At 71.2% G+C, this 20,923-nt stretch carries 22 protein-coding genes and 1 pseudogene; 10 read left to right on the forward strand and 13 right to left on the reverse strand.

What is annotated here, in order from left to right:
• The first annotated feature begins 33 nt into the window (after positions 1–33).
• The 6 genes from GTY58_RS18835 (at position 34) to GTY58_RS18860 (ending at position 4,948) form a co-directional block, all read left to right on the forward strand.
• Positions 34–1,089: an energy-coupling factor ABC transporter permease gene (locus tag GTY58_RS18835; protein WP_010985037.1), complete on the forward strand. Its 1,056-nt coding sequence runs from the start codon at positions 34–36 to the stop codon at positions 1,087–1,089.
• Position 1,090: 1 nt separating this feature from the next.
• Positions 1,091–1,852 carry a cobalt ECF transporter T component CbiQ gene (cbiQ, locus tag GTY58_RS18840; protein WP_010985038.1) on the forward strand — a complete coding sequence of 254 codons (762 nt, stop codon included), beginning with the start codon at positions 1,091–1,093 and terminating at the stop codon, positions 1,850–1,852.
• Positions 1,840–2,655 carry an ABC transporter ATP-binding protein gene (locus GTY58_RS18845; RefSeq protein WP_202497452.1) on the forward strand — a complete coding sequence of 272 codons (816 nt, stop codon included), beginning with the start codon at positions 1,840–1,842 and terminating at the stop codon, positions 2,653–2,655. Before cbiQ ends, GTY58_RS18845 begins: the two co-directional genes overlap by 13 nt.
• Positions 2,652–3,113 (forward strand): MarR family transcriptional regulator, encoded by a 462-nt coding sequence (locus GTY58_RS18850; RefSeq protein WP_010985040.1) that lies wholly within the window; start codon positions 2,652–2,654, stop codon positions 3,111–3,113. Before GTY58_RS18845 ends, GTY58_RS18850 begins: the two co-directional genes overlap by 4 nt.
• 154 nt (positions 3,114–3,267) lie before the next feature.
• Positions 3,268–3,714, forward strand: coding sequence for an organic hydroperoxide resistance protein (locus tag GTY58_RS18855; protein WP_037644815.1), 447 nt, complete (start codon positions 3,268–3,270; stop codon positions 3,712–3,714).
• A gap of 73 nt (positions 3,715–3,787) precedes the next feature.
• Entirely contained in the window at positions 3,788–4,948 is a 1,161-nt protein-coding gene (locus GTY58_RS18860) for a serine hydrolase domain-containing protein (RefSeq protein ID WP_037644813.1), read from the forward strand.
• A 44-nt stretch (positions 4,949–4,992) separates the two neighbouring features.
• On the opposite strand, the gene GTY58_RS18865 is transcribed toward GTY58_RS18860, so the two are convergent.
• The 5 genes and pseudogenes from GTY58_RS18865 to GTY58_RS18885 form a co-directional block, all read right to left on the reverse strand.
• Positions 4,993–5,268: a DUF1876 domain-containing protein gene (locus GTY58_RS18865; RefSeq protein ID WP_010985043.1), complete on the reverse strand. Its 276-nt coding sequence runs from the start codon at positions 5,266–5,268 to the stop codon at positions 4,993–4,995.
• Positions 5,269–5,366: 98 nt separating this feature from the next.
• Positions 5,367–6,212 carry a DMT family transporter gene (locus GTY58_RS18870; protein WP_010985044.1) on the reverse strand — a complete coding sequence of 282 codons (846 nt, stop codon included), beginning with the start codon at positions 6,210–6,212 and terminating at the stop codon, positions 5,367–5,369.
• A complete protein-coding gene (locus GTY58_RS18875; protein ID WP_037645178.1) occupies positions 6,209–6,727 on the reverse strand; it encodes a YbaK/EbsC family protein in 519 nt (172 codons plus the stop codon). Before GTY58_RS18875 ends, GTY58_RS18870 begins: the two co-directional genes overlap by 4 nt.
• Positions 6,728–6,791: 64 nt before the next feature.
• Positions 6,792–6,980, reverse strand: a complete 189-nt coding sequence (locus GTY58_RS18880; RefSeq protein ID WP_010985046.1) for a DUF397 domain-containing protein — start codon at positions 6,978–6,980, stop codon at positions 6,792–6,794.
• Positions 6,977–7,558, reverse strand: a pseudogene (locus GTY58_RS18885) (DUF5753 domain-containing protein); the annotation flags it as partial. The pseudogene GTY58_RS18885 and the gene GTY58_RS18880, both read right to left, overlap by 4 nt.
• 3 nt (positions 7,559–7,561) lie before the next feature.
• Between GTY58_RS18885 and GTY58_RS18890 the strand changes: the two are divergent.
• Positions 7,562–8,272: a hypothetical protein gene (locus tag GTY58_RS18890; RefSeq protein WP_242432312.1), complete on the forward strand. Its 711-nt coding sequence runs from the start codon at positions 7,562–7,564 to the stop codon at positions 8,270–8,272.
• Positions 8,273–8,354: 82 nt separating this feature from the next.
• On the opposite strand, the gene GTY58_RS18895 is transcribed toward GTY58_RS18890, so the two are convergent.
• A complete protein-coding gene (locus GTY58_RS18895; RefSeq protein ID WP_010985049.1) occupies positions 8,355–10,580 on the reverse strand; it encodes an MMPL family transporter in 2,226 nt (741 codons plus the stop codon).
• A gap of 129 nt (positions 10,581–10,709) precedes the next feature.
• The gene (locus tag GTY58_RS18900; RefSeq protein ID WP_010985050.1) at positions 10,710–11,300 is read right to left on the reverse strand and encodes a TetR/AcrR family transcriptional regulator; all 591 of its coding nucleotides are present in this window, start codon (positions 11,298–11,300) and stop codon (positions 10,710–10,712) included.
• A gap of 186 nt (positions 11,301–11,486) precedes the next feature.
• On the opposite strand from GTY58_RS18900, the gene GTY58_RS18905 reads away from it, so the two are divergent.
• The gene (locus GTY58_RS18905; protein WP_010985051.1) at positions 11,487–14,792 is read left to right on the forward strand and encodes a S41 family peptidase; all 3,306 of its coding nucleotides are present in this window, start codon (positions 11,487–11,489) and stop codon (positions 14,790–14,792) included.
• 62 nt (positions 14,793–14,854) lie between these two features.
• Here GTY58_RS18905 and GTY58_RS39690 read toward each other — a convergent pair whose 3' ends face one another.
• The 5 genes from GTY58_RS39690 to GTY58_RS18925 all read right to left on the reverse strand — a co-directional run bounded on the left by GTY58_RS39690 (position 14,855) and on the right by GTY58_RS18925 (position 18,723).
• Positions 14,855–15,028, reverse strand: a complete 174-nt coding sequence (locus GTY58_RS39690; protein ID WP_010985052.1) for a hypothetical protein — start codon at positions 15,026–15,028, stop codon at positions 14,855–14,857.
• Positions 15,029–15,057: 29 nt separating this feature from the next.
• Positions 15,058–15,303: a hypothetical protein gene (locus tag GTY58_RS18910; RefSeq protein ID WP_010985053.1), complete on the reverse strand. Its 246-nt coding sequence runs from the start codon at positions 15,301–15,303 to the stop codon at positions 15,058–15,060.
• Positions 15,304–15,380: 77 nt separating this feature from the next.
• Positions 15,381–16,265 carry an SDR family oxidoreductase gene (locus GTY58_RS18915; protein WP_010985054.1) on the reverse strand — a complete coding sequence of 295 codons (885 nt, stop codon included), beginning with the start codon at positions 16,263–16,265 and terminating at the stop codon, positions 15,381–15,383.
• Positions 16,262–17,185, reverse strand: coding sequence for an alpha/beta hydrolase (locus tag GTY58_RS18920; RefSeq protein ID WP_010985055.1), 924 nt, complete (start codon positions 17,183–17,185; stop codon positions 16,262–16,264). Before GTY58_RS18920 ends, GTY58_RS18915 begins: the two co-directional genes overlap by 4 nt.
• Complete coding sequence (locus tag GTY58_RS18925) at positions 17,182–18,723, reverse strand: NAD(P)/FAD-dependent oxidoreductase (RefSeq protein WP_042493250.1); 1,542 nt, start codon at positions 18,721–18,723, stop codon at positions 17,182–17,184. Before GTY58_RS18925 ends, GTY58_RS18920 begins: the two co-directional genes overlap by 4 nt.
• Before the next feature lie 129 nt (positions 18,724–18,852).
• Between GTY58_RS18925 and GTY58_RS18930 the strand changes: the two genes are divergently transcribed.
• On the forward strand, positions 18,853–19,521 hold the full coding sequence (locus GTY58_RS18930) for a MerR family transcriptional regulator (RefSeq protein ID WP_010985057.1): 669 nt from the start codon (positions 18,853–18,855) through the stop codon (positions 19,519–19,521).
• Positions 19,522–19,558: 37 nt separating this feature from the next.
• Here GTY58_RS18930 and GTY58_RS18935 read toward each other — a convergent pair whose 3' ends face one another.
• The gene (locus GTY58_RS18935) at positions 19,559–20,362 is read right to left on the reverse strand and encodes an exodeoxyribonuclease III (protein WP_037644809.1); all 804 of its coding nucleotides are present in this window, start codon (positions 20,360–20,362) and stop codon (positions 19,559–19,561) included.
• Between the two features lie 58 nt (positions 20,363–20,420).
• Here GTY58_RS18935 and GTY58_RS18940 point away from each other — a divergent pair, with 58 nt between their 5' ends.
• Entirely contained in the window at positions 20,421–20,912 is a 492-nt protein-coding gene (locus tag GTY58_RS18940) for a GNAT family N-acetyltransferase (RefSeq protein WP_010985059.1), read from the forward strand.
• Positions 20,913–20,923 lie beyond the last annotated feature (11 nt).

Here is a 20,923-nt window from a genome sequence, read left to right on the forward strand (position 1 = left end):
AAGGCATTCGCAACAAGGCACTATCATCGAACGGTGCATGTGCCTGACGGATTCATCAACGCCCCGGTCTCCGCGGTCTCCGGAGTGGTCGCCGCCGGCGCCATCGCCGTGAGCCTGCGCGGTGCCCGCCGTGAACTGGACGAGCGGACCGCCCCGCTCGCCGGTCTGGTCGCCGCGTTCATCTTCGCCGTACAGATGCTGAACTTCCCGGTCGCGGCCGGGACCAGCGGACATCTGCTCGGCGGTGCGCTCGCCGCGATACTCGTCGGCCCCTTCACCGGGGTGCTGTGCGTGTCGGTCGTCCTGCTGATGCAGGGGATCCTGTTCGCCGACGGCGGTCTCACCGCGCTCGGCGTCAACATCACCGACATGGCGATCGTCACGACCGTCGTGTCCTACGCCGTCTTCCGCGGCCTCGTGAAGGTGCTCCCCCGCAAGCGACGCTCCGTCACGGTCGCCGCCTTCGTCTCCGCGCTGCTGTCGGTGCCGGCCGCCGCCGTCGCCTTCACCCTCTTCTACGCGGTCGGCGGCACCACAGACATCGCGATCGGCAAGGTCGCCACCGCCATGATCGGCGTGCATGTGCTCATCGGCATCGGCGAGGCCGCGATCACCGCCCTCACCGTCGGCGCCGTCATCGCCGTACGGCCGGATCTCGTCCACGGGGCCCGCGGGCTCCAGCAGCGTCTGAAGCTGCGGGTCGGCGGCGATCTGGTGGACGCGCCCGCCGCGCCCGCCGCCCCCGCGACCCCCGTCGCCGCCCGCACCTCGCACCGCAAGGTGTGGATCACCGGCCTCGTCACCTCCCTCGTCCTCGCCGGGTTCGTCAGCTTCTACGCCTCCGCCAGCCCCGACGGCCTGGAGAAGGTCGCCAAGGACCAGGGCATCGACGCCAAGGCCAAGAAGCACCACACCGAGGACTCCCCGCTCGCCGGCTACGGCGTCAAGGACGTCTCCGACGCCCGGATCTCCGGCGGTCTCGCGGGCGTGATCGGCGTCGGCATCACCGTCGTCGCGGGCACCGGCGTCTTCTGGGCCGTCCGCAGGCGGCGCACCGTCGACGCCTCCCCCGTGAACACGAGCGTCTGACATGGGTGCGGGACACGCCCACAAGCTCTACCGGCACGGGCACTCCGCCGTGCACGCCCTGCCCCCGCACACCAAGCTCGCCGCCGCCTTCGCCTTCGTGGTCGTCGTCGTGTCGACGCCCCGCGAGGCGATGTGGGCGTTCGCGCTGTACGCCGCGCTCCTGGCGGTGGCCGCCCACCGGGCCCGGGTGCCCGCCCCCTTCCTGCTCAAGCGGCTGCTCATCGAGGTCCCGTTCGTCGCCTTCGCCGTGCTCATGCCGTTCGTGGCGGAGGGCGAGCGGGTCGACGTGCTGGGACTCTCGCTGAGCGTCAACGGCCTGTGGGGCGCCTGGAACGTGCTGGCCAAGGGAACCCTGGGCGTCGCCGCCTCGGTCCTGCTCGCCTCCACCACCGAACTGCGCGAACTGCTGCTCGGACTCCAGCGGCTCAGGCTCCCGCCGCTCCTCGTGCAGATCGCGTCCTTCATGATCCGCTACGGGGACGTCATCACGGACGAGATGCGGCGGATGCGGATCGCCCGGGAGTCCCGCGGGTTCGAGGCGCGCGGGATCCGGCACTGGGGCGTGCTCGCCAAGTCCGCGGGGGCACTGTTCATCCGCTCCTACGAGCGCGGGGAACGCGTCCATCTCGCCATGGTCAGCCGGGGGTACGCCGGTTCGATGCCGGTCATCGACGAGGTGACCGCTTCCCGGGCACAGTGGTCGTACGCCCTCGCCCTCCCCTTCGCCGCCCTTGTCGTATGCCTGCTCGGATGGACGCTGTGACCTCTCCCGAACCTGTGAACTCCCCCGCGCCCGTGGGCTCCCCCGCGCCCGTGAGCGCGCCCTCCCTGGACGTGGCCGGCCTCGCCTTCGCCTACCCCGACGGCCACCAGGCTCTCTTCGGCGTGGACTTCCGCGTCGAACGAGGTGAACGCGTCGCCCTGCTCGGGCCGAACGGCGCCGGCAAGACCACCCTCGTGCTCCACCTCAACGGCATCCTCACCGGCGGGGCGGGGACCGTGACGGTGGCCGGGCTGCCGGTGGGCAAGCGGCACATGGCCCAGATCCGGCGCAAGGTCGGGATCGTCTTCCAGGACCCGGACGACCAGCTGTTCATGCCGACGGTCCGGGAGGACGTGGCCTTCGGACCGGCGGCCGCCGGGCTGACCGGCGCGGAGCTGGAAGCCCGGGTGGACCGGGCCCTCGACCAGGTCGGCATGGCCGAGTTCAAGGGCCGCCCGCCGCACCACCTCTCGTTCGGACAGCGGCGCCGGGTGGCCGTGGCGACCGTGCTCGCGATGGAGCCGGAGATCCTCGTCCTCGACGAGCCGTCCTCCAACCTCGACCCCGCCTCACGCCGCGAACTCGCCGACATCCTGCGGTCGCTGGACGTCACCGTGCTCATGGTCACGCACGACCTCCCGTACGCCCTGGAGCTGTGCCCGCGTTCGCTGATCCTGAGCGAGGGCGTGATCGCGGCGGACGGCAGGACGGGCGAGCTGCTCGCGGACGACACGCTGATGCGGGCCCACCGTCTGGAGTTGCCCTTCGGCTTCGACCCGCGCTCCGTGACAATGGGCGCGTGACGAATCAAGAGAACACCGGGTCACTGCTGCTCGACGATCAGCTGTGCTTCGCGCTGTACGCGGCCCAGCGCGCCGTGACCGCCGCGTACCGCCCGCTTCTCGACGAACTCGGGCTGACGTATCCGCAGTATCTGGTGCTCCTGGTCCTGTGGGAGCGCGGCGAGACGACGGTCAAGGAGCTGGCGGCCGCGCTGCGGCTCGACTACGGCACGGTGTCGCCGCTGCTGAAGCGGCTGGAGTCGGCGGGTCTGGTCAGCCGGGAGCGCTCGGCGCGCGACGAGCGGTCGGTGCTCGTGGCGGTCACCGGGCGGGGCGAGGAGCTGCGGGAGCGCGCGGCGCATGTGCCGCAGGCGCTGCTGGCGGCGACCGGACTGCGCGGGGGCGAGGTGGCAGCGCTGCGGGAAGAGCTGTGGCGGCTGGCCGAACGGGCGGAGTCGGCGGCGGCACAGAGCCGCTGACCTGACCCGCCCGCAACCTGCCGCGGGTTACCCGCGGTTGCCGACCCCTGACCGCGAACGGGCGCCTACCGGCCGGTACCTTGTGCACAATGTACTTGCGCACTTCGGTGTTGCCGTAGTTCGTCACGTTGTCCGCCCTGGGGGAGGCCCTGCCATGATCGACGGTGCCGCTGTCGACACCCGCCCGACGAAGATCATGTACGTCGCCGAGGCCACCGCACACGGCGGCCGCGACGGCTACGTCACCAGCCAGGACGGCCGGCTGGAGCTGAAGGTCGCGATGCCGCCGGCGCTCGGCGGGAACGGCGACGGCACGAACCCGGAGCAGCTGTTCGCGGCCGGATACAGCGCCTGCTTCCACAACGCGCTGGTGCTGGTCGGCCGCCGCGAGGGCTACGACCTGTCCGGCTCCACGGTCGCCGCGAAGGTCGGCATCGGCCCCAACAAGCAGCGCGGTTACGGCCTCGCGGTCGCCCTCAGCGTGTCCCTGCCGGTGGTGGACCAGGACCTGGCGACGAAGCTCGTGGACGCGGCCCACGAGGTCTGCCCGTACTCGAACGCGACCCGCGGCAACATCGAGGTCACGATCGTGCTGGGCTAGGCACGGCTCAGGAATCGCCGGGGACGGGTGTGTGTTGCATCCACTGTCGTTGAACGGTGGAAGGAGCACGGGCGTGGATGTGAACGGCACGGTGGCCGAGGGCTTCGAGCCGGTCAGGGACGCGTTCGCGCGGAACTTCGAGACGCTCGGGGAGCGGGGCGCGGCCGTCGCCGTGTACCGGGACGGGCGCAGGGTCGTCGATCTGTGGGGCGGCACCCGGGACGTCGACGGTACGGCGGGCTGGGAGCGGGGGACCGCGCAGATCGTGCGCTCGGCGACCAAGGGTGTCGCCGCGGCCGTCCTGCTGATGCTCGCCGAGCGCGGGGAGCTGGACCTGGACGCTCCGGTGGGCCACTACTGGCCGGAGTTCAAGGCGCAGCACAAGGAACGGACGCTCGTCAGCCATGTTCTGTCGCACCGCGCCGGGGTCCCGGTCCTCGACCGCCCGCTGACGCCCGCCGAGGCCGCGGACCCGGACCTCGGCGCCGCCGCGGTGGCCGCGCAGGCGCCCGCCTGGGAGCCGGGTACGGACCACGGCTATCACGCACAGACGTACAGCTGGCTGACGGGCGAGCTGGTCCGCCGGGTCACGGGCCGCGGGATCGGCGAGTGGATCGCGGCGGAGATCGCCGGGCCGCTGGGTCTCGACCTGTGGGTCGGGCTGCCGGCGGCGCGGGCCCACCGGGTCGGCCGGGGCGGACAGACCGAGGCTCCGGCGGCGGACGGCGCCCTGCGCACCCGCCCCAAGCGCGCGGTCGCTCAGGCGTACGCGGACCCCTCCTCCCTCACCCGCCGGGCCTTCGCCGCGATCACCCCGCTCCCGGACGAGAACGACCCCGGCTACCGCGCCGCCGTCCTCCCCGCCTCCAACGGCATCGCGACGGCGGACGCTCTGGCCCGCTTCTACGCGGCGCTGACCGGCGAGGTGGACGGCGTACGGCTGTGGCGGCCGGAGACGGTCGCCCTGGCCCGCGCGGAGCGGTCCGCGGGCCCCGACCGTGTCCTGGTCGTGAACACCCGCTTCGGCCTCGGTCACATGCTGCACGGCAGCGCGTCCCCGCTGCTGTCCCCGGCCTCCTTCGGCCACCCGGGCCGTGGCGGCCCCCTCGGCTTCGCCGACCCCGAGTCGGGCATAGCGTTCGGCTATGTGACGAACGGCTACCGCACGAGCGTCACGGCGGACCCGCGGGCGCAGGCACTGGTACGGGCGGTACGGGCGGCCCTGGGGAACTGAGCGTCACCGGGACCGGGTTCGCGTCACCGGGACCGGGGTTCGCGTTACTGGGTCAACGGATGCGACGTCCGCCCCGACGCGCCGTCGATCTCGTCGTGCGCCTTGGTCAGTAGCTGCATCGCCAGCTCGTTCAGCGCCCGCGCCGCCGCGATCTCCTCGCCGACGCGCGGCTGATTCTCGTCGGAACGGTGACGGCTCGCGTAGCCGTGCGCCCGTACTTCGCTCCCGTCGGGAAGCCGTACGAGGGCCGCCGCGCGGGTGCGCTGGTCGTCCTCCTGGAATTCCAGCTCGACATGCCATCCCACAATGGTGTGCGTCATGACGATCACCTCCGGAACCGGTAATTCCAGAGTGCTCCTCGGGTGGCGTCCGGCGCCAGCGCGGGCCCGAGCCGGTGGCCGCGGGCGAGTACGCGCGGTCAGCCCGCGTGCAGCATCAGGCCGATCCCGACGACCAGCAGGCCGGCCGCCGCGATCCGCGGCGCCCCGAAGCGCTCCTTGAAGAAGACCGCCCCGATCGCCGCGCCCACGATGATCGAGGACTCGCGCAGGGCGGCGATGGGCGCCAGTTCGGCCCGGGTCTGGGCCCACAGGACCAGGGCGTACGCCGCCACGGACAGCGCCGCGCCGACGAGGCCGAGCCCGGCGACCGGCCGCAGCAGCCCCACCGCCGCACCGCGCCAGCGGTACAGCGCGTACGCCGGGATCACCACGCCCTGGATCGCCATCAGCCACGCGATGTACCCGAACGACGAGCCCGAGGCGCGCACTCCGAGGCCGTCCACCACGGTGTACGCCGCTATGGTCAGCCCCGTCGCCAGTGCCGCGCCGATCGCCGCCCAGTTCGGGCGGCGCCCGCGCAGGCCCCACAGCGCCACACCCGTCAGCCCCGCGCACGACACGACGACGCCCGCCGCCGCCCAGCCGTCCGGCACCTCGTGCGCGAAGACCGCCGCCAGCACCGTGACGACGAGCGGGGCGGTGCCGCGCGCGATGGGGTAGGCCTGGCCGAAGTCGCCCAGCCGGAACGATCGCATCAGCAGCGCGTAGTAGGCGATGTGGATGGCGCAGGAGATCAGCAGATACGGCCACGACCCGCCCGCCGGGAGCGCCGCGAACGGGATCGCCGCGAGGCCGATCAGCATGCCGCCGCCCGAGATCAGCGTAAATCCGACCAGCTTGTCCGTGACGCGGTGGGCGATCGCGTTCCAGCTCGCGTGGGTGACCGCGGCGAGCAGGACGGCCGCCGTGACGGCCGGGGTCACGCGGTGCGCTCGCGCACGTCCACCAGGGCGGCCCCCGCGTGGGCGATCAGGGCCTCGGGCTCCATCGGGAACACGGCGTAGGGGGTCCCGGCGGCGGCCCACACCGTGTCGTGCTCCAGCAGCGAACGGTCCGCGAGGACGCGGGTCCTCGTGCGGTGCCCGAAGGGCGGGACGCCGCCGATCGCGTACCCGGTCGTCTCCCGCACGAGGTCGGCCTTGGCTCGCGTGACCTTCGCGGCGCAGAGCTCCCGCCGGACGAGCTCCACGTCGACGCGCGACGCCCCGTCCATGAGGACGAGCACCGGCACCCCGTCCGCCGCGAAGATCAGCGACTTGCAGATCTGGTCCAGCTCGCAGCCGATCGCGGCGGCGGCCTCGGCGGCGGTGCGGGTGCCGTCCGGGAACCGCCGGATCCGTGTCTGCAGGTCACCGAGCCCCATCTCGCGCAGGGCCTCGGTGAATCGGGGGTGGGCGCCGGAGTCTTCCGTGCCTTCGGTGGCAGTCGACGTCGTCATGCACGGCACGCTAGCGGTGCGTGTACCGGGCACGCGAACGGGTTCCTCGCGCGGAGCCCGCCGGTCACTTCCCGGACACGTACGCGAGGAAGCCGGTCCAGGTGGCGGGCGTCAGGGTGAGATGGGGGGTGTGGGGGGTCTTGGAGTCGCGGATGTGGATCGTGGCGGGGGTCGTGGCTATTTCGACGCAGTCACTTGGGTTGCTGCTGTCGCTGTAGCTGCTCTTGAACCAGTGGAGTTCCGAGGTGCTCATAATTCCCCCAGCGCTTGCTCGATGAAGTCCAGCGACTCCCCTGGCGAGAGAGCCTGCGCCCGGATGATGCCATACCGCAGTTCGAGGATCCGGAGCTGCCTCGGGTCGGAGACCGGCCGTCCGCCGAACTCGTCGTCGGTGCGCCCGGCTCCCGTGCCGTCCGCGAACTTCAGTACCTGGATCCGACCGCCCGTACCCGGGTGCTCCGCGCGTGCGGTCGGCATCACTTGGAGTTCGACGTTCGGCAACCGGGCGACCTCCAGGAGGTGTTCCAGCTGTCGGCTCAGCACCATTTTCCCCCCGACCGGACGTTCGAGCGTCACCTGCTCCTGAACAAAGCTGAGTTCGGGACCCGACTCCTTTTCCAGGATGGACTGACGAGCCATCCGTGCGGCCAACGCCCGCTCCATCTCGCCCGCCGACAGCTTGGGCCGCCGTGTCCCCAGCAGCGCCCGTGCGTACTCCGGCGTCTGCAACAGCCCGTGGAGGTTGTGGTTGCCGTACAGCTGAAGCTCAACCGCACGCTCCTCCAGCTGCGCCAGCTCGCGCACCTTCTTCGGATACCGGGCCTTCTCCAGACGGTGGAGGGCGACTTCCTCCTTGCCGTCGAGGCGCAAGGAAAGAAGGATCTGGACAAGCCCCACAGTTGGGCCTACTACTTGGCCCACTTGTACGCCAAGTACAAGCTGCCCCCGGTACTCCTCGTCGTCTGCCAGGACCGGAACACCGCCGCCTGGGCTGCCCTCCCTGTGGATATCGGACCGCCAGAGTGGCCCGCCCTCACGGTGCGTCCCCTGGTCCTGGGGCCGGACAACGTGCCTATGGTCAGCGCCCCGGCCGAAGCCGCCCGCGACATCCCGCTGGCCGTCCTCTCCGCCATGCTGCACGGCCGAGACCGGGGTATCGATGCGATACTGAAAGCGCTGGCAGCGGCCTTGAAGGGCTTGGAAGTCCTCGACCCGGAGACCGCAACGATCTTCGTAGAACTCACATCTCAAGGCTTGGACAAGACCTGGGCCGCCAAAATCTGGAGGGACCTCGTGGCCGTCGATACTTCGTTCTTCACGTCATCGCTGTCCCAGGAGATCCGGGCCGAAGGGGAGGCCAAGGGCCGGGCCGCCGACATACTGCGTATCCTCGACCGCCGCGGCATCCCCGTCGCTGACACCGACCGCGAGCGCATCACCTCCTGCGACGACCTCGACGCCCTCACCCTCTGGTTCGACCGCGCCATCACCGCTGCCTCCATCGCCGAGGTGTTCGCGGAAGACCTGTCCGACCAGGAGCAGTAAGAACAGGCCACGTCAGAGGCAAGACAGGGCGCCCCACCAGCGTGGGGCGCCCTGTCAGCGTCTACGGACAGCTACGGACGGCTCAGACCCGTGCCAGCTTCCGGTCCTCGTCCGCGTCCCCGTCCTTGGGCCGGTCGGTGTCGTGGGCGCGCAGGCCCTCGCCCTCCACGTCCACGTTGGGAAGCGCGCGGTCCAGCCACTTCGGCAGCCACCAGGCCCGCTTGCCCAGCAGCGCGAGCACCGCCGGGACGATCGCCATGCGGACCACGAACGCGTCGAAGAAGACGGCGATCGCGAGCCCGAAGCCGATCATCTTGATCATCGACTCGCTGGAGCCGATGAAGCCGGAGAAGACGGCGATCATGATGACGGCCGCGGCCGTGACCACCCGTGCGCCGTGCTTGAAGCCCGTGACGATCGCCTGGGCGGGCTTCTCCCCGTGGACGTACGCCTCGCGCATCCGGGTCACGAGGAACACCTCGTAGTCCATCGCGAGGCCGAAGACGACGCCCACCATGAAGATCGGCATCATCGACATGATCGGGCCGGTCTCCTCGACGCCCATCAGGCCGGCCAGCCAGCCCCACTGGAAGACCGCGACGACGGCGCCGAGCGCGGCCATCACCGAGAGCAGGAAGCCGAGGGCCGCCTTCAACGGGACCAGGACCGAGCGGAAGACCACGATCAGCAGCAGGAACGCCAGGCCGACGACGAGCGCCAGGTACGGGACCAGCGCGTCGTTCAGCTTCTGCGAGAAGTCGATGTTCATCGCCGTCGTGCCGGTGACCAGCACCTCCGCGTCCGTGCCGGCCTTGATCTCGCCGCCCGCGTCACGGATGGCGTGCACCAGGTCCTCGGTCTTCACGGAGGACGGCTTCGAGTCGGGGACGACCGTGATCATCGCGGTGTCGCCGGCCTTGTTGTACGTCGCCGGAGTCACCGACACGACGCCCTTGAGGTCCTTGACGGTGTCCGTCACCTTGGTGACGGCCGCCTTCGGGTGGGTGCTCGACTTGGCGTCGACGACGACCATCAGCGGACCGTTGAAGCCGGGGCCGAAGCCGTCCGACAGCAGGTCGTAGGCCCGGCGCTGCGTCGTGGACGTCGGCTGCGAACCGTCGTCCGGCAGGCCCAGCTCCAGCGAGGTGGCGGGCACGGCCGCGGCACCGAGCCCGACCACGCCCAGCAGCAGGACCGCCACCGGACGCCGGACGACGAAGCTCGCCCAGCGCGTACCCATGTTCGGCCTGGCCGGCTTCTTCGCCGCGCGCCCGCCGCCGAGCAGCTTGCTCTTCTTGCCCGCCGGCTGCACCATCCTGCCCGTGTAGCCGAGCAGCGCCGGGATCATCGTCAGCGCGATCAGTACGGCGATGGCGACCGTGCCCGCCGCGGCGACACCCATCTTCGTCAGCATCGGGATGTTGACCACGGCCAGGCCGACGAGGGCGATCACGACCGTGAGACCGGCGAAGACCACCGCGGAACCCGCCGTGCCGACCGCCCGGCCCGCCGCCTCCTCGCGCTCCCTGCCCTCGGCCAGTTCGGCCCGGTAGCGGGAGACGATGAACAGGGCGTAGTCGATGCCGACGGCGAGGCCGATCATCATCGCCAGCGTGGAGGTGGTGGAGCCCAGGTCGAGCGCCTTCGCGAGTGCCGTGATCGTGGAGACGCCGATGCCCACGCCGATCAGCGCGGTCAGCAGCGGCAGCCCGGCCGCGATCAGCGAGCCGAAGGTGATGACGAGGACGACCGCGGCGACCGCGATGCCGATGACCTCGGTGGACCCGGTCTCGGGTGCCGCCTGGAGCGCGTCACCGCCGACCTCCACGGTCAGGCCCGTGTCCCGCGCCTCCTGCGCCGCCTCGTTCAGGGCGTCCTTGGAGGCGTCCTTCAGCTCCATGCCGGAGACGTCGTAGCGCACCTGCGTGTACGCGATCGCCCCGTCCTTGGAGAGCGAGTGCGTCTTGAAGGGGTCGGTGACGGAGGTGACCTCCGAGCCGTCGCCCAGCGCCTTGACGGTCTTCTTGACGGCCGCCTTGTTGGCCGCGGCCGACATCTTCTCGCCGCTCGGCGCCCGGAAGACGACCCGTGCGGTCGCGCCGTCGGCGCTCATGCCCGGGTAACGGCTCTCCAGCAGGTCGAAGGCCTTCTGCGCCTCGGTGCCGGGGATCGAGAACGAGCTGGAGCCCGCGGTGGGCGCGGAGGCGGCGCCGACACCCGCGAGCGTCAGCAGCGCCACCCATATCAGGGCGACGAAGTGCCGTCGCCTGAAGGCGAACCGGCCGATTTTATAGAGGAACGTGGCCACGAGGGCGTACTCCCGGTCAGGTCGTGGAGGTGCGTGTGGGCAGGGGTCATCAGCCCGACGACGTGAGCGGTCGCGTCAGGTGGAGCAGGGAATGCGCGGGGAGGGAGGGGAGAGAGGGGAAGCAGGGAATCAGGCGCCGAGGGCGGGGAGGACCACGGCGTCGACGTACGAGGTGAGGAATTCCTGCGTGGGAGGCAGTTCGTCGATCAGGGTGCGGGCCGCGAAGGCACCGATCAGCATGTGCAGCACGTACTGCGTCGCGGGGTTGTCCGCTCTGATCTCGCCCCGGTCGACGGCGCGTTGCAGCAGTCGCTGCATCTCGTTCGTCTCGGGATCGATGATCAGGTCCCGGAAAGCGTCCAGGAGATCGGGGTTCGCGTGCACCGCCACGGCCAGACCCCGCATGAGCGCGGAGTTCTGCTCCATCTCGCAGTTGTTCTCCCGCGTCACGAGGGCGTGGAAGTCACCGCGCAGCGAGCCGGTGTCGACCTCGCCGAAATGCGAGTGCTTCTGGTGCCGCAGCGCCTTCACCACCAGCTCGGCCTTGCCGCCCCACTGGCGGTAGAGAGTGGCCTTGCTGGACCGGGTGCGGGAGGCCACGGCGTCCATGGTCAGGGCGTCGTAGCCGACTTCCCGGAGCAGGTCGAGCACCGCCGAGTACAGCTCGGCCTCGCGCTCGGGCGTGATCCGACTGCGGCGCACCGTTGCGGTCTCAGTCATCGCACTCGCCTCTCCTGCTTCGAACGACACGGTTTCCGGTTGCGTACGTCTACCCGTACGTCTTCCTCGTACCTTCCTGAAGATACCCCGAGAGCGAGCGAAACGAAACCGTTTCGTACGTGTCGTGGGTCACGCACATGTTTTCACAAGTTGCCGGGGCCCGTCGCGCGGAAAAGCATGGGTTAGGTGAACCCCGAGTCCGAGAACGTCCCCGGCTATCTCCGCTTCCCGCATCTCCACGGCGCGCGGCTGTGCTTCGCGGCCGAGGACGACCTGTGGCTGGCCCCCCTCGACGGAGCGGGGCGGGCCTGGCGGATCACCGTCGACCGCACCAAGGTCGGCCATCCGCGCTTCTCGCCCGACGGCCGCCACATCGCGTACACGAGCTGGCGCAGCCTCGTCCCGGAGATCCACCTGGCGCCGGTGGACGGCGGCCCCGGCCGGCGGCTCACCTACTGGGGCAGCACCGACACCCGGGTGTGCGGCTGGTCGCCGCCCGACAAGGAGGGGCACAGCGACATCCTCGCCGTCGCCTCCCACGGCGAGCCCTTCTCCTACTTCACCTGGGCCTACTGCGTCCCCACCGACGGCGACCCCGGCGGCCGGCTCCCCTGGGGCCCGGTCTCCGACATCGCGGTCGCCGACATCGACGGCGAGCGCAAGACCCTGCTGCTCACCGGCACCCCACCGCACGAACCGGCCTCCTGGAAGCGCTACCGGGGCGGCGCGACGGGGCGGCTCTGGCTGCACGGACAGCGGCTCCTCGCGGACATCGACGGGCACCTCGACAGCCCCCTGTTCGTGGGCGGCCGGATCGCGTTCCTCTCCGACCACGAGGGCATCGGGAACCTCTACTCGTGCGCCTACGACGGCTCGGACCTGCGGCGCCACTCGGACCACGACGCGTTCTACGCGCGGCACGCGTCGAGCGACGGCACCCGGGTCGTGTACCAGTGCGCCGGTGACCTGTGGATCGTCGACGACCTGTCCCCCGACTCGGTGCCCCGCCGGCTCGACGTGCGGCTCGGCGGGCCGCGGGCCGGACGCCGTACGTACCAGGTGCCGGCCGCGCAGCACGTCGACGGGATCTCCGTGGACGAGACGGGCCGGGCCAGCGCCGTCGTCGTACGCGGCAGTCTGTACTGGCTCACGCACCGGGACGGACCCGCGCGCACGATCACGGACACGCCGGGGGTGCGGGTGCGGCTGCCCGAGATGCTCGGCTCGGGCGGTCAGGTCGCGTACATCACGGACGCGGAGGGCGAGGACGCCGTCGAGATCGCCCATCTGCCCAGGGTCTCCGGCGAGCGCGAGCCGCGCCGCCTCGCCTCGGGGCGGCTCGGCCGCGTACAGGAACTGGCGGCGGACCCGCGGGGCGAACGGCTCGCGATCGCCTCGAACGACGGGCGGCTGCTGCTCATCACGGTGTCCGAGGCCGCCGGCGAGGAGGCCGGGGCCGACGCCGTGGAGAGCGGGGAGCCGGACGGCGAGGTCACCGAGCTGATCCGGTCGATCAACGGGCCGGTGCGGGATCTCGCCTTCTCCCCGGACGGGGCGTGGCTGACGTGGTCGCATCCGGGCATCGGGCGGTCGCTGCGGCAGATCAAGATGGCGCGGATAAAGGACCGGCTGATCGTCGATGTCACCAACGGGCGCTTCGAGGACGAGAATCCGGTGTTCACCCGGGACGGACGGTATCTGGCCTTCCTCTCCTGGCGCGGCTTCGACCCCGTGTACGACGTGCACACCGGGGATCTGTCGTTCCCGCTGGGCTGCCGCCCGTACCTGGTGCCGCTGTCCTCGGCGACCCTCTCCCCGTTCGCGCTGAACCCGGAGGGGCGGCCGGTGGCCGGCGGTCTCGATCCGGTCGAGGACGAGAGCGGCGACGGCGCGGTGACCGTCGAGCTGGAGGGACTGGAGAGCCGGGTCACGCCCTTCCCGGTCACGGCGTCGAAGTACTCGGCGCTGTATCCCGTCGCGGGCGGCGGCCTGGTGTGGCTGCGGTGGCCGATCTCGGGCGCGCTCGGCGAGACCTTCGCGAACCCCGACGACACCAGCGGCCGGCCGACCCTCGAGTACTTCAACATCAACAAGGCGAAGAAGTCCGAACTCGTCGGCCACCTGGACTGGTTCGCGGTGAGCGGGGACGGGTCACGGCTGGTGGTCGTGGACGAAGGAGATCTGCGGGCGGTGCCCTCCACCGAGTCCGGGGACGGCGACACCACCGTCTGGATCGACCTGCGGCGCATCATGCACGAGGTGGATCCGGGGGCGGAGTGGCGGCAGGCGTACGCGGAGGCGGGCCGGATCACCCGCGCGTACTTCTGGGACCCCGGTATGTCCGGCGTCGACTGGGACGCGGTCCTCGACCAGTACCGCCCGCTGGTCGAACGGGTCGCGTCGCCCGACGAGTTCGCGGATCTGCTGCGGGAGGTGCTGGGCGAGCTGTGCACCTCGCACGCGTATGTGACCCCCGCCCGCCGCAACGAGGGGCCGCGGCACTACCAGCGCTGGCAGGGGCTGCTGGGCGCCAACTTCGTCCGCCGGGAGGGTGGCTGGATGCTGAAGCGGATCCTGCCCGGCGACTCCTCCGACTCCAAGGCCCGCTCGCCGCTGGCCGGTACGGGGATCAGGGAGGGCGCGATGCTGACGCATGTGGACGGGCGCCCGGTGAACCTGGTGACGGGCCCGTATCCGCTGCTCGCGGGGGCGGGCGGTACGACGGTGGAGCTGACGTTCGCCCCCGCGGAGGGGGACGGGCCCCCACGGCGGGTGGCCGTGGTCCCGCTGATCGACGAGCGGCCGCTGCGCTACCAGGACTGGGTGGCCAAACGGCGCGAGGTGGTACGGGAGTTGAGCGGGGGCCACTGCGGCTATCTACACATCCCGGACATGGGCGGCTCGGGCTGGGCCCAGTTCAACCGGGACCTGCGGATGGAGGTGTCGCGGCCCGCGCTGATCGTGGACGTCCGCGGCAACGCGGGCGGGCACATCAGCGAGCTGGTCGTCGAGAAGCTGACCCGCAAGATCCTGGGCTGGGACCTCACGCGCGACGCCCAGCCGGTGTCGTACGCGTCGAACGCGCCACGCGGTCCGGTGGTCGCCCTCGCCGACGAGGCGACGGCCTCGGACGGCGACATGATCACGGCGGCGTTCAAGCTGCTGAAGCTGGGGCCGGTGGTGGGGCAGCGCACCTGGGGCGGCGTCGTCGGCATGACCGGCCGGCACCGCCTCGGCGACGGCACGGTGATCACGGTGCCGATGAACGCGGCGTGGTTCGAGGAGTACGGCTGGTCCATCGAGAACCACGGCGTCGCCCCGGACCTGGAGATCCTCCGCACGCCCCTGGACTGGGCGGAGGGCCGCCATGCCCAGATGGACGACGCGATCCAGCTGGCCCAGGACCTGCTCCGCACCCATCCGGCGGCCACGCCTCCGGACCACCACGACGTCCCGGTCCACACCCGGCCGAAGCTGCCGCCGAGACGATGAACAAGGCAGAAGGAAGGGGTGCCCCCTCGTCAGGGGACACCCCTTCTTCTCGGCTGACCGCGTCAGGCGTCGTAGTCCTGGTTCATGCGGTCGTCCATGTCCTGCTGCGTGTCCTCCAGGCTCTCGCGGGAACGGTCACGCTGCTCGGAGGAGCGCTTGCCGGCCTCTTCCTTGGCCTTCTGCGCCTGGTCCTTGAGCTCGTTCGCCTTGTCCTGGAACTTGTCCTTCTTACCCATGTGGGTTCACTCCCGTACTGATGAGGCGGTCAGGCGCCCCGGTGCTCGTCAAGCTCGTCGAGCGGGTCGTCCATGGGGTCGTCCATGGACTCGCGCATCGGGTCCCGCATGGGCTCGCGCATGGGGTCCCGCATCGGCTCGCGCATGGGCTTCTGCCCCTGCTCGCGGTCCTTGCGGGCCCGCTGGCTCATGTCGTCGCGGTCGCCGGACCTGGCCTTCTTCGCCTTGTCCTTGAGCTCGTTCGCCTTGTCCTGGAACTGGTCCTTCATACCCATGTGGGTTCACTCCCGTGGTGGGTGAGGGGATCGGGCCTCGACCAGACTTGCACGGGGGGACATAGCGCGCATTTCGATCAATTACGCGCTGTGTTCCGCGCCTCCTCATCAGCCGCCCCACCTGCACCGACGAGCTTCGTTCCCACGTTCTTCAGCCGCGGCTCGAAGCGGCGCATCTCCCGCTGCCCCACCGCCCCGATGACCATCGGCAGATACCCGCGCACGCCCTGCATCCCGCGCAGCCACCACTGCGCGTACACATGGCTCGACCTGCGCTCGATCCCGGCCACGATCCGGTCGACCGCGGGACCCAGCGGATACGTCTTGCCGGCCGGCCACGGCAGCCGCTGCCGCAACTCCCGCATCACCTCGTCCTGGTCGGCGCCCCGCACCATGTCCGTGTCGGTCCAGGAGAGGTAACCCACCCCGACCCGCACGCCCTTGTGGCCGACCTCGGCGCGCAGACTGTGCGCATACGCCTCCACGCCCGCCTTCGAGGCGCAGTACGCGGTCATCATCGGCGCCGGGGTGATCGCCGCGAGCGAGGCGATCTGGAGCAGGTAGCCACGGCTCTCCGTCAGCACCGGCAGGAACGCGCGGGCCGTCACCGCCGAGCCGATCAGGTTCACCTCGATCACCCGCCGCCACGCCACCGGGTCGGACTCGGCGAACGGACCGCCGTTCGCCACACCCGCGTTGGCGACCACGATGTCCACCTTCCCGAACCGCTGCTTCACCTCCGCCGCGACCCGCACCATCGCCTCATGGTCGGTGACGTCGGCGTACCAGTGGCCGCTGTCGGTGTGCAGCCGCTCGGCGACCTGCTTGAGCGCGTCCGGCTCCAGACCGACCAGAGCCACCTTCGCGCCGCGTGCCGACAGTTTGCGGGCCAGCAGCTCGCCGACACCGCGCGCGGCCCCGGTGACGACCGCGACCTGGCCCTCCAGGCTCACCCTGCTCATGCGCCCTCCTTGATGTGTACGTATGCCGCGACGAGTTCACGCATCCGGGCGGTGACCAGCTCGGGGGCCTCGACCGGTGTCATGTGCCCGAGCCCCGGCAGCTCGGTGACACCGACGCAGTTCGGCAGCGCGGCGACCAGGGCACGGGCGTGCACCGGCGGTGTCATCCGGTCCTCGGCGCCCACCAAGACCGCCGTCGGCACCGTCAACTCCCGTACGCCGTGGTCGAGATCGAGCAGGCCGAGCACCCGCGACCAGGCGTACCGCACCTGCCGCGGACAGGCGTGCACGATCCGCGCGCACGCCTCGACCATGACCGGGGACGAACCGGCGCCCATGGTGCCGTACTTGAGGACCCGCATCGCCACCGGCGTGACGGGGCCGAGCGGGGCGCGGGAGCGGAGGATCCGCCCGGTGAGCCAGGTACGCAGCCGCCCGGCGACCAGCGGCACCACCTTCGCCTCGGCGACCAGCCTCGAACTGGCCGTGCTGCACAGCAGGGCCGCCGCCGCGTGCTCCCTGAACCGCGCCCGCCCGGCCGTGGCCATCAGCGCCATCCCACCCATGGAGTGCCCGACCAGCACCGCCTTCTCGCCGGGTGCGAGCGTGGCGGCGAGGACGGCTTCCAGGTCGTCGGCGAGCGCCTCGGTGCCGCACAGGGCACTCGCCGGGCTGCGTCCGTGCCCGCGCTGGTCGTAGGCGATCACACGGTGGTCGGCGGCGAGGTCCCGGATCTGCGCCGCCCAGAAGGCGGTCGAGCAGGTCCAGCCGTGCGCGAGGACGACGGCGGGCGCGTTCTCGGGTCCGTGCACCTCGACGTGCAGCCGGGCGCCGTCGGCGGAGACCGCGGTCAGCGCGCGGACGGGGACGGGCGGGGCGTAGGGACCGCTCGCCGCGCCCGTGTGCGTCAGCCTGCTCACGCGTCCGCCTCCGCCTTCGCGCGGACACCCGCGGCGGCGGGCCTCGGAGCCCGTACGACCTCGTACTCCGCGAGGTCCACACGCCGCGTGGCGTTGCGGAACTCCGTCGTCGTCCCCGGCCAGACGGTGGTGTTGACGCCGTTCGCGTCGAGGTACCAGCTCGTGCAGCCGCCGGTGTTCCACACCGTGCGCCGCATCCGCTCCTGGACCTTGCTGTTCCAGGCGTGCACCGCGCCGGGACGGGCGTCGAGGGCGACTTTGCCGCCGAGGACGTCCAACTGCCGTATGAAGTCGGCCAGGTAGTTGAGCTGGGACTCGATCATCAGGATCATCGAGGAGTTCCCGAGCCCGGTGTTGGGGCCGATGATCGACATCCAGTTGGGGAAGCCGGGGGCGGACGCGCCGCGCAGCGCCTTCATGCCGCCGCTCCAGGACTGGGCGAGCGAGGTGCCGTCGGCGCCGACGACCCGCTCGGCGATCGGCATGTCCGTGACGTGGAAGCCCGTACCGAAGACGATCGCGTCGACCTCGGCGCTGCTGCCGTCGGCGGCGACGAGCGTGGATCCGTCGATCTTCGCCAGGCCGCTCGCGACCACGTCGACATTGGGCCGCGCGAGCGCCGGATAGTAGGTGTTGGAGAGCAGGATGCGCTTGCAGCCGATGCGGTAGTCGGGGGTCAGCCGGGCGCGCAGGCCGGGGTCCTCGATGGCGCGCGCGATGTTGCGCCTGGCCAGCCGCTCCACGAGACCGAGCTCGTCGGGGTGCTTGGTGAACGCCTGGACCTGCAACTCCCTGATGCCCCAGAGCAGTCCGCGGCGGACCTGGGTGGTGAACGGCAACATGCGGTGCAGCCCGCGCTCGGCCCGGCCGATGGCGCGATCGACGCGGGGCATCACCCAGGGCGGGGTGCGCTGGAAGAGGGTGAGCTTCGCGACCCGCGGCTGGATCTCGGGAACGATCTGGATCGCGGAGGCACCCGTGCCGATCATCGCGACGCGCTTGCCGCGCAGGTCGTAGTCGTGGTCCCAGCGGGCCGAGTGGAAGACCTTGCCGGGGAAGGTCTCGATGCCGGGCACGTCCGGGATCCTGGGGTCGGACAGCGGCCCGGTGGCGGAGACGACGAGGTCGGCGGTGAGCGTGCCGGTGGCCGTCTCGACCGTCCAGTGGAGCTGGTCCGCGTCCCAGGTCATGCGCTTGACCTCGGAGTTGAAGCGGAGGTGCGGGCGGAGCCGGAAGGTGTCCGTGACGTGTTCCAGGTACGCGCGGATGTGCTCCTGGCCGGAGAAGGTGCGCGGCCAGTCGGGGTGGGGCGCGAAGGAGAACGAGTAGAGGTGGGACGGCACGTCGCAGGCGCAGCCGGGGTAGCTGTTGTCCCGCCAGGTGCCGCCGACGCTGTCGGCCCGCTCCAGGACCACGAAGTCGGTCACGCCCTCGCGGCGCAGCCGCACCGCGGCCCCGAGCCCGCCGAACCCGGACCCGATCACCGCCACCCGCACATGGGGCACCCGCTCGCGCCGCACCTGATCGCCCTCGGTCATCCCGACGCCTCCTAGCCGCACAACCTTGCCGGTGATTACTGGCGCAATGGGGAGAGTAGGGCAGCGCCGTACTGATGGGTAGGGGTCGGGAGCGGGAAAGTTACCGGGAGTACGACGTAGGGTTCGGGCGTGGCAGAGAAGGCAGGCAGGCGTGAGTACCGCATGGAGGAGCTGGCCAAGGAGGCCGGCATCACGGTGCGCACCCTGCGCTTCTACCGCGAGCGCAAGCTGATCCCGCCGCCCCGCCGGGAGGGCCGTATCGCCTGGTACGACGAGACGCACCTGGCCCGGCTGCGCACGATCTCGGGGCTGCTGGAGCGCGGCCACACGCTGAGCGGCATCGCGGAGCTGGCGGAGGCCTTCGACCACGGACGGAACGTGGGGGAGCTCCTGGGCCTCGGCGCGCCCACCGAGGAGACCCCGGTCCGCCTCTCCCCCGAGGAGCTGGCCGACGTGTTCGCCGGCCAGGCGACCCCGGAGAACCTCGCCGCGGCGCTCGACCTCGGCTATCTCGGCACGGACGGCGGCGAGATCGTGCACATCAGCCGGCGCCTGCTGGACGTCTCGGCGGCACTGGTCCGCGAGGGCATCCCGCTCGCCGACGTCCTCGCGGCGGCCGGCCGGGTTCGCGTCCACACGGAGGCACTGGCGGCGCTCTTCACCGACCTGGTCCTGAAGCGAGACCGCACACCGGAGGACCTGCGCCGGCTGCGCCCCCTGGCGAAGAGCGTGGTGGAGGCGGAACTGTCGATGGCACTGGACCGGCGGCTGTCGGCCGCGCGGGATGAGAGGCCGTAGACCCGCGCGGGATCAGAGGCCGTGGACCCGCGGCGGATCAGAGGTCGTAGACCACCGTCACCGGGGCGTGGTCCGACCAGCGCTCCTCGTGCGTGGCCGCCCGCTCCACGAAGCCCTTGACCGCCTTGGCGGCGAGGCCCGGCGTGGCGACCTCGTAATCGATCCTCCACCCTGAATCGTTGTCGAAGGCCCGCCCCCGGTACGACCACCACGAATAGGGGCCTTCGACGTCCGGGTGCAGGGCTCGCATGACGTCGACGTATCCGCCGTCCTCGGGCGAGAGGACGCGGCCCAGCCACTCCCGTTCCTCCGGCAGGAACCCCGCGTTCTTCCGGTTGCCGCGCCAGTTCTTGAGGTCGGCCTCCTGGTGGGCGATGTTCCAGTCGCCGCACACGAGGACCTCGCGGCCGTCGGCGGCGGCGCGCTCGCGCAGGTCCTTCAGGTGGGTGAGGAACTCCCCCATGAACCGGTACTTCTCGTCCTGCCGTTCGGTGCCGACCTCGCCGGAGGGCAGGTAGAGGCTGGCGACGGTGACGCCGGGCAGGTCGGCCTCGACGTACCGGCCGCCGCCGTCGAACTCCGCCGACCCGAAGCCGACGCGGACGCGATCGGGCTCGCGGCGGGTGTAGAGGGAGACGCCCGCGCGCCCCTTGGCGGCGGCGGGCGCGTGGACGACGTGCCAGCCGTCGGGCGCGCGCACGCCCGCGGGCAGCTGGTCCGGCTCGGCCCGTACCTCCTGAAGGCACAGCACGTCCGCGGAGGTCTCCGCGAGCCACTCCACGAAGCCCTTCTTCGCGGCGGCGCGGAGTCCGTTCACATTCACAGAGGTCACAGTGAGCACCCCGGCACGATACTTAATCCAGGAGAGCGGACGTGCGCATAGATGTACGCTTGCGCGCATGACTATCCAGCTTCTCCAGCTTCGCCCCGTCGCCTTCGATCACCCCGACGCCGTCCGGCTCAACGACGAGGTGCAGCTCGAGTACGCCGAGCGCTACGGCGACGACGGCGACGCGACCCCGCTCGACCCGACCATGTTCGCGCCACCGCGGGGGCTTTACCTGATCGCGTACGACGAGCGGGACCAGCCGGTCGCCACGGGCGGCTGGCGCTCCCAGGACGAGAACGGCGAGGGGTACACGGACGGCGACGCCGAGCTCAAGCGGATGTATGTGATTCCCGCCGCACGCGGGCTCGGCCTGGCCCGCCGCATACTCGCGGCCCTGGAGGACGACGCGCGTGCGGCGGGCCGGCTGCGGATGGTCCTGGAGACCGGGGCCAAGCAGCCGGAGGCGATCTCTCTGTACGCCTCCAGCGGCTATGAACAGTGCCCCAAGTTCGGCTACTACCGTTTTCACGAGCTGAGCCAGTGCTTCGCGAAGGCCCTGTGACCCCGGTCACC

This window comes from Streptomyces sp. SID5469, assembly GCF_009862865.1.
GTDB lineage: Bacteria > Actinomycetota > Actinomycetes > Streptomycetales > Streptomycetaceae > Streptomyces > Streptomyces avermitilis.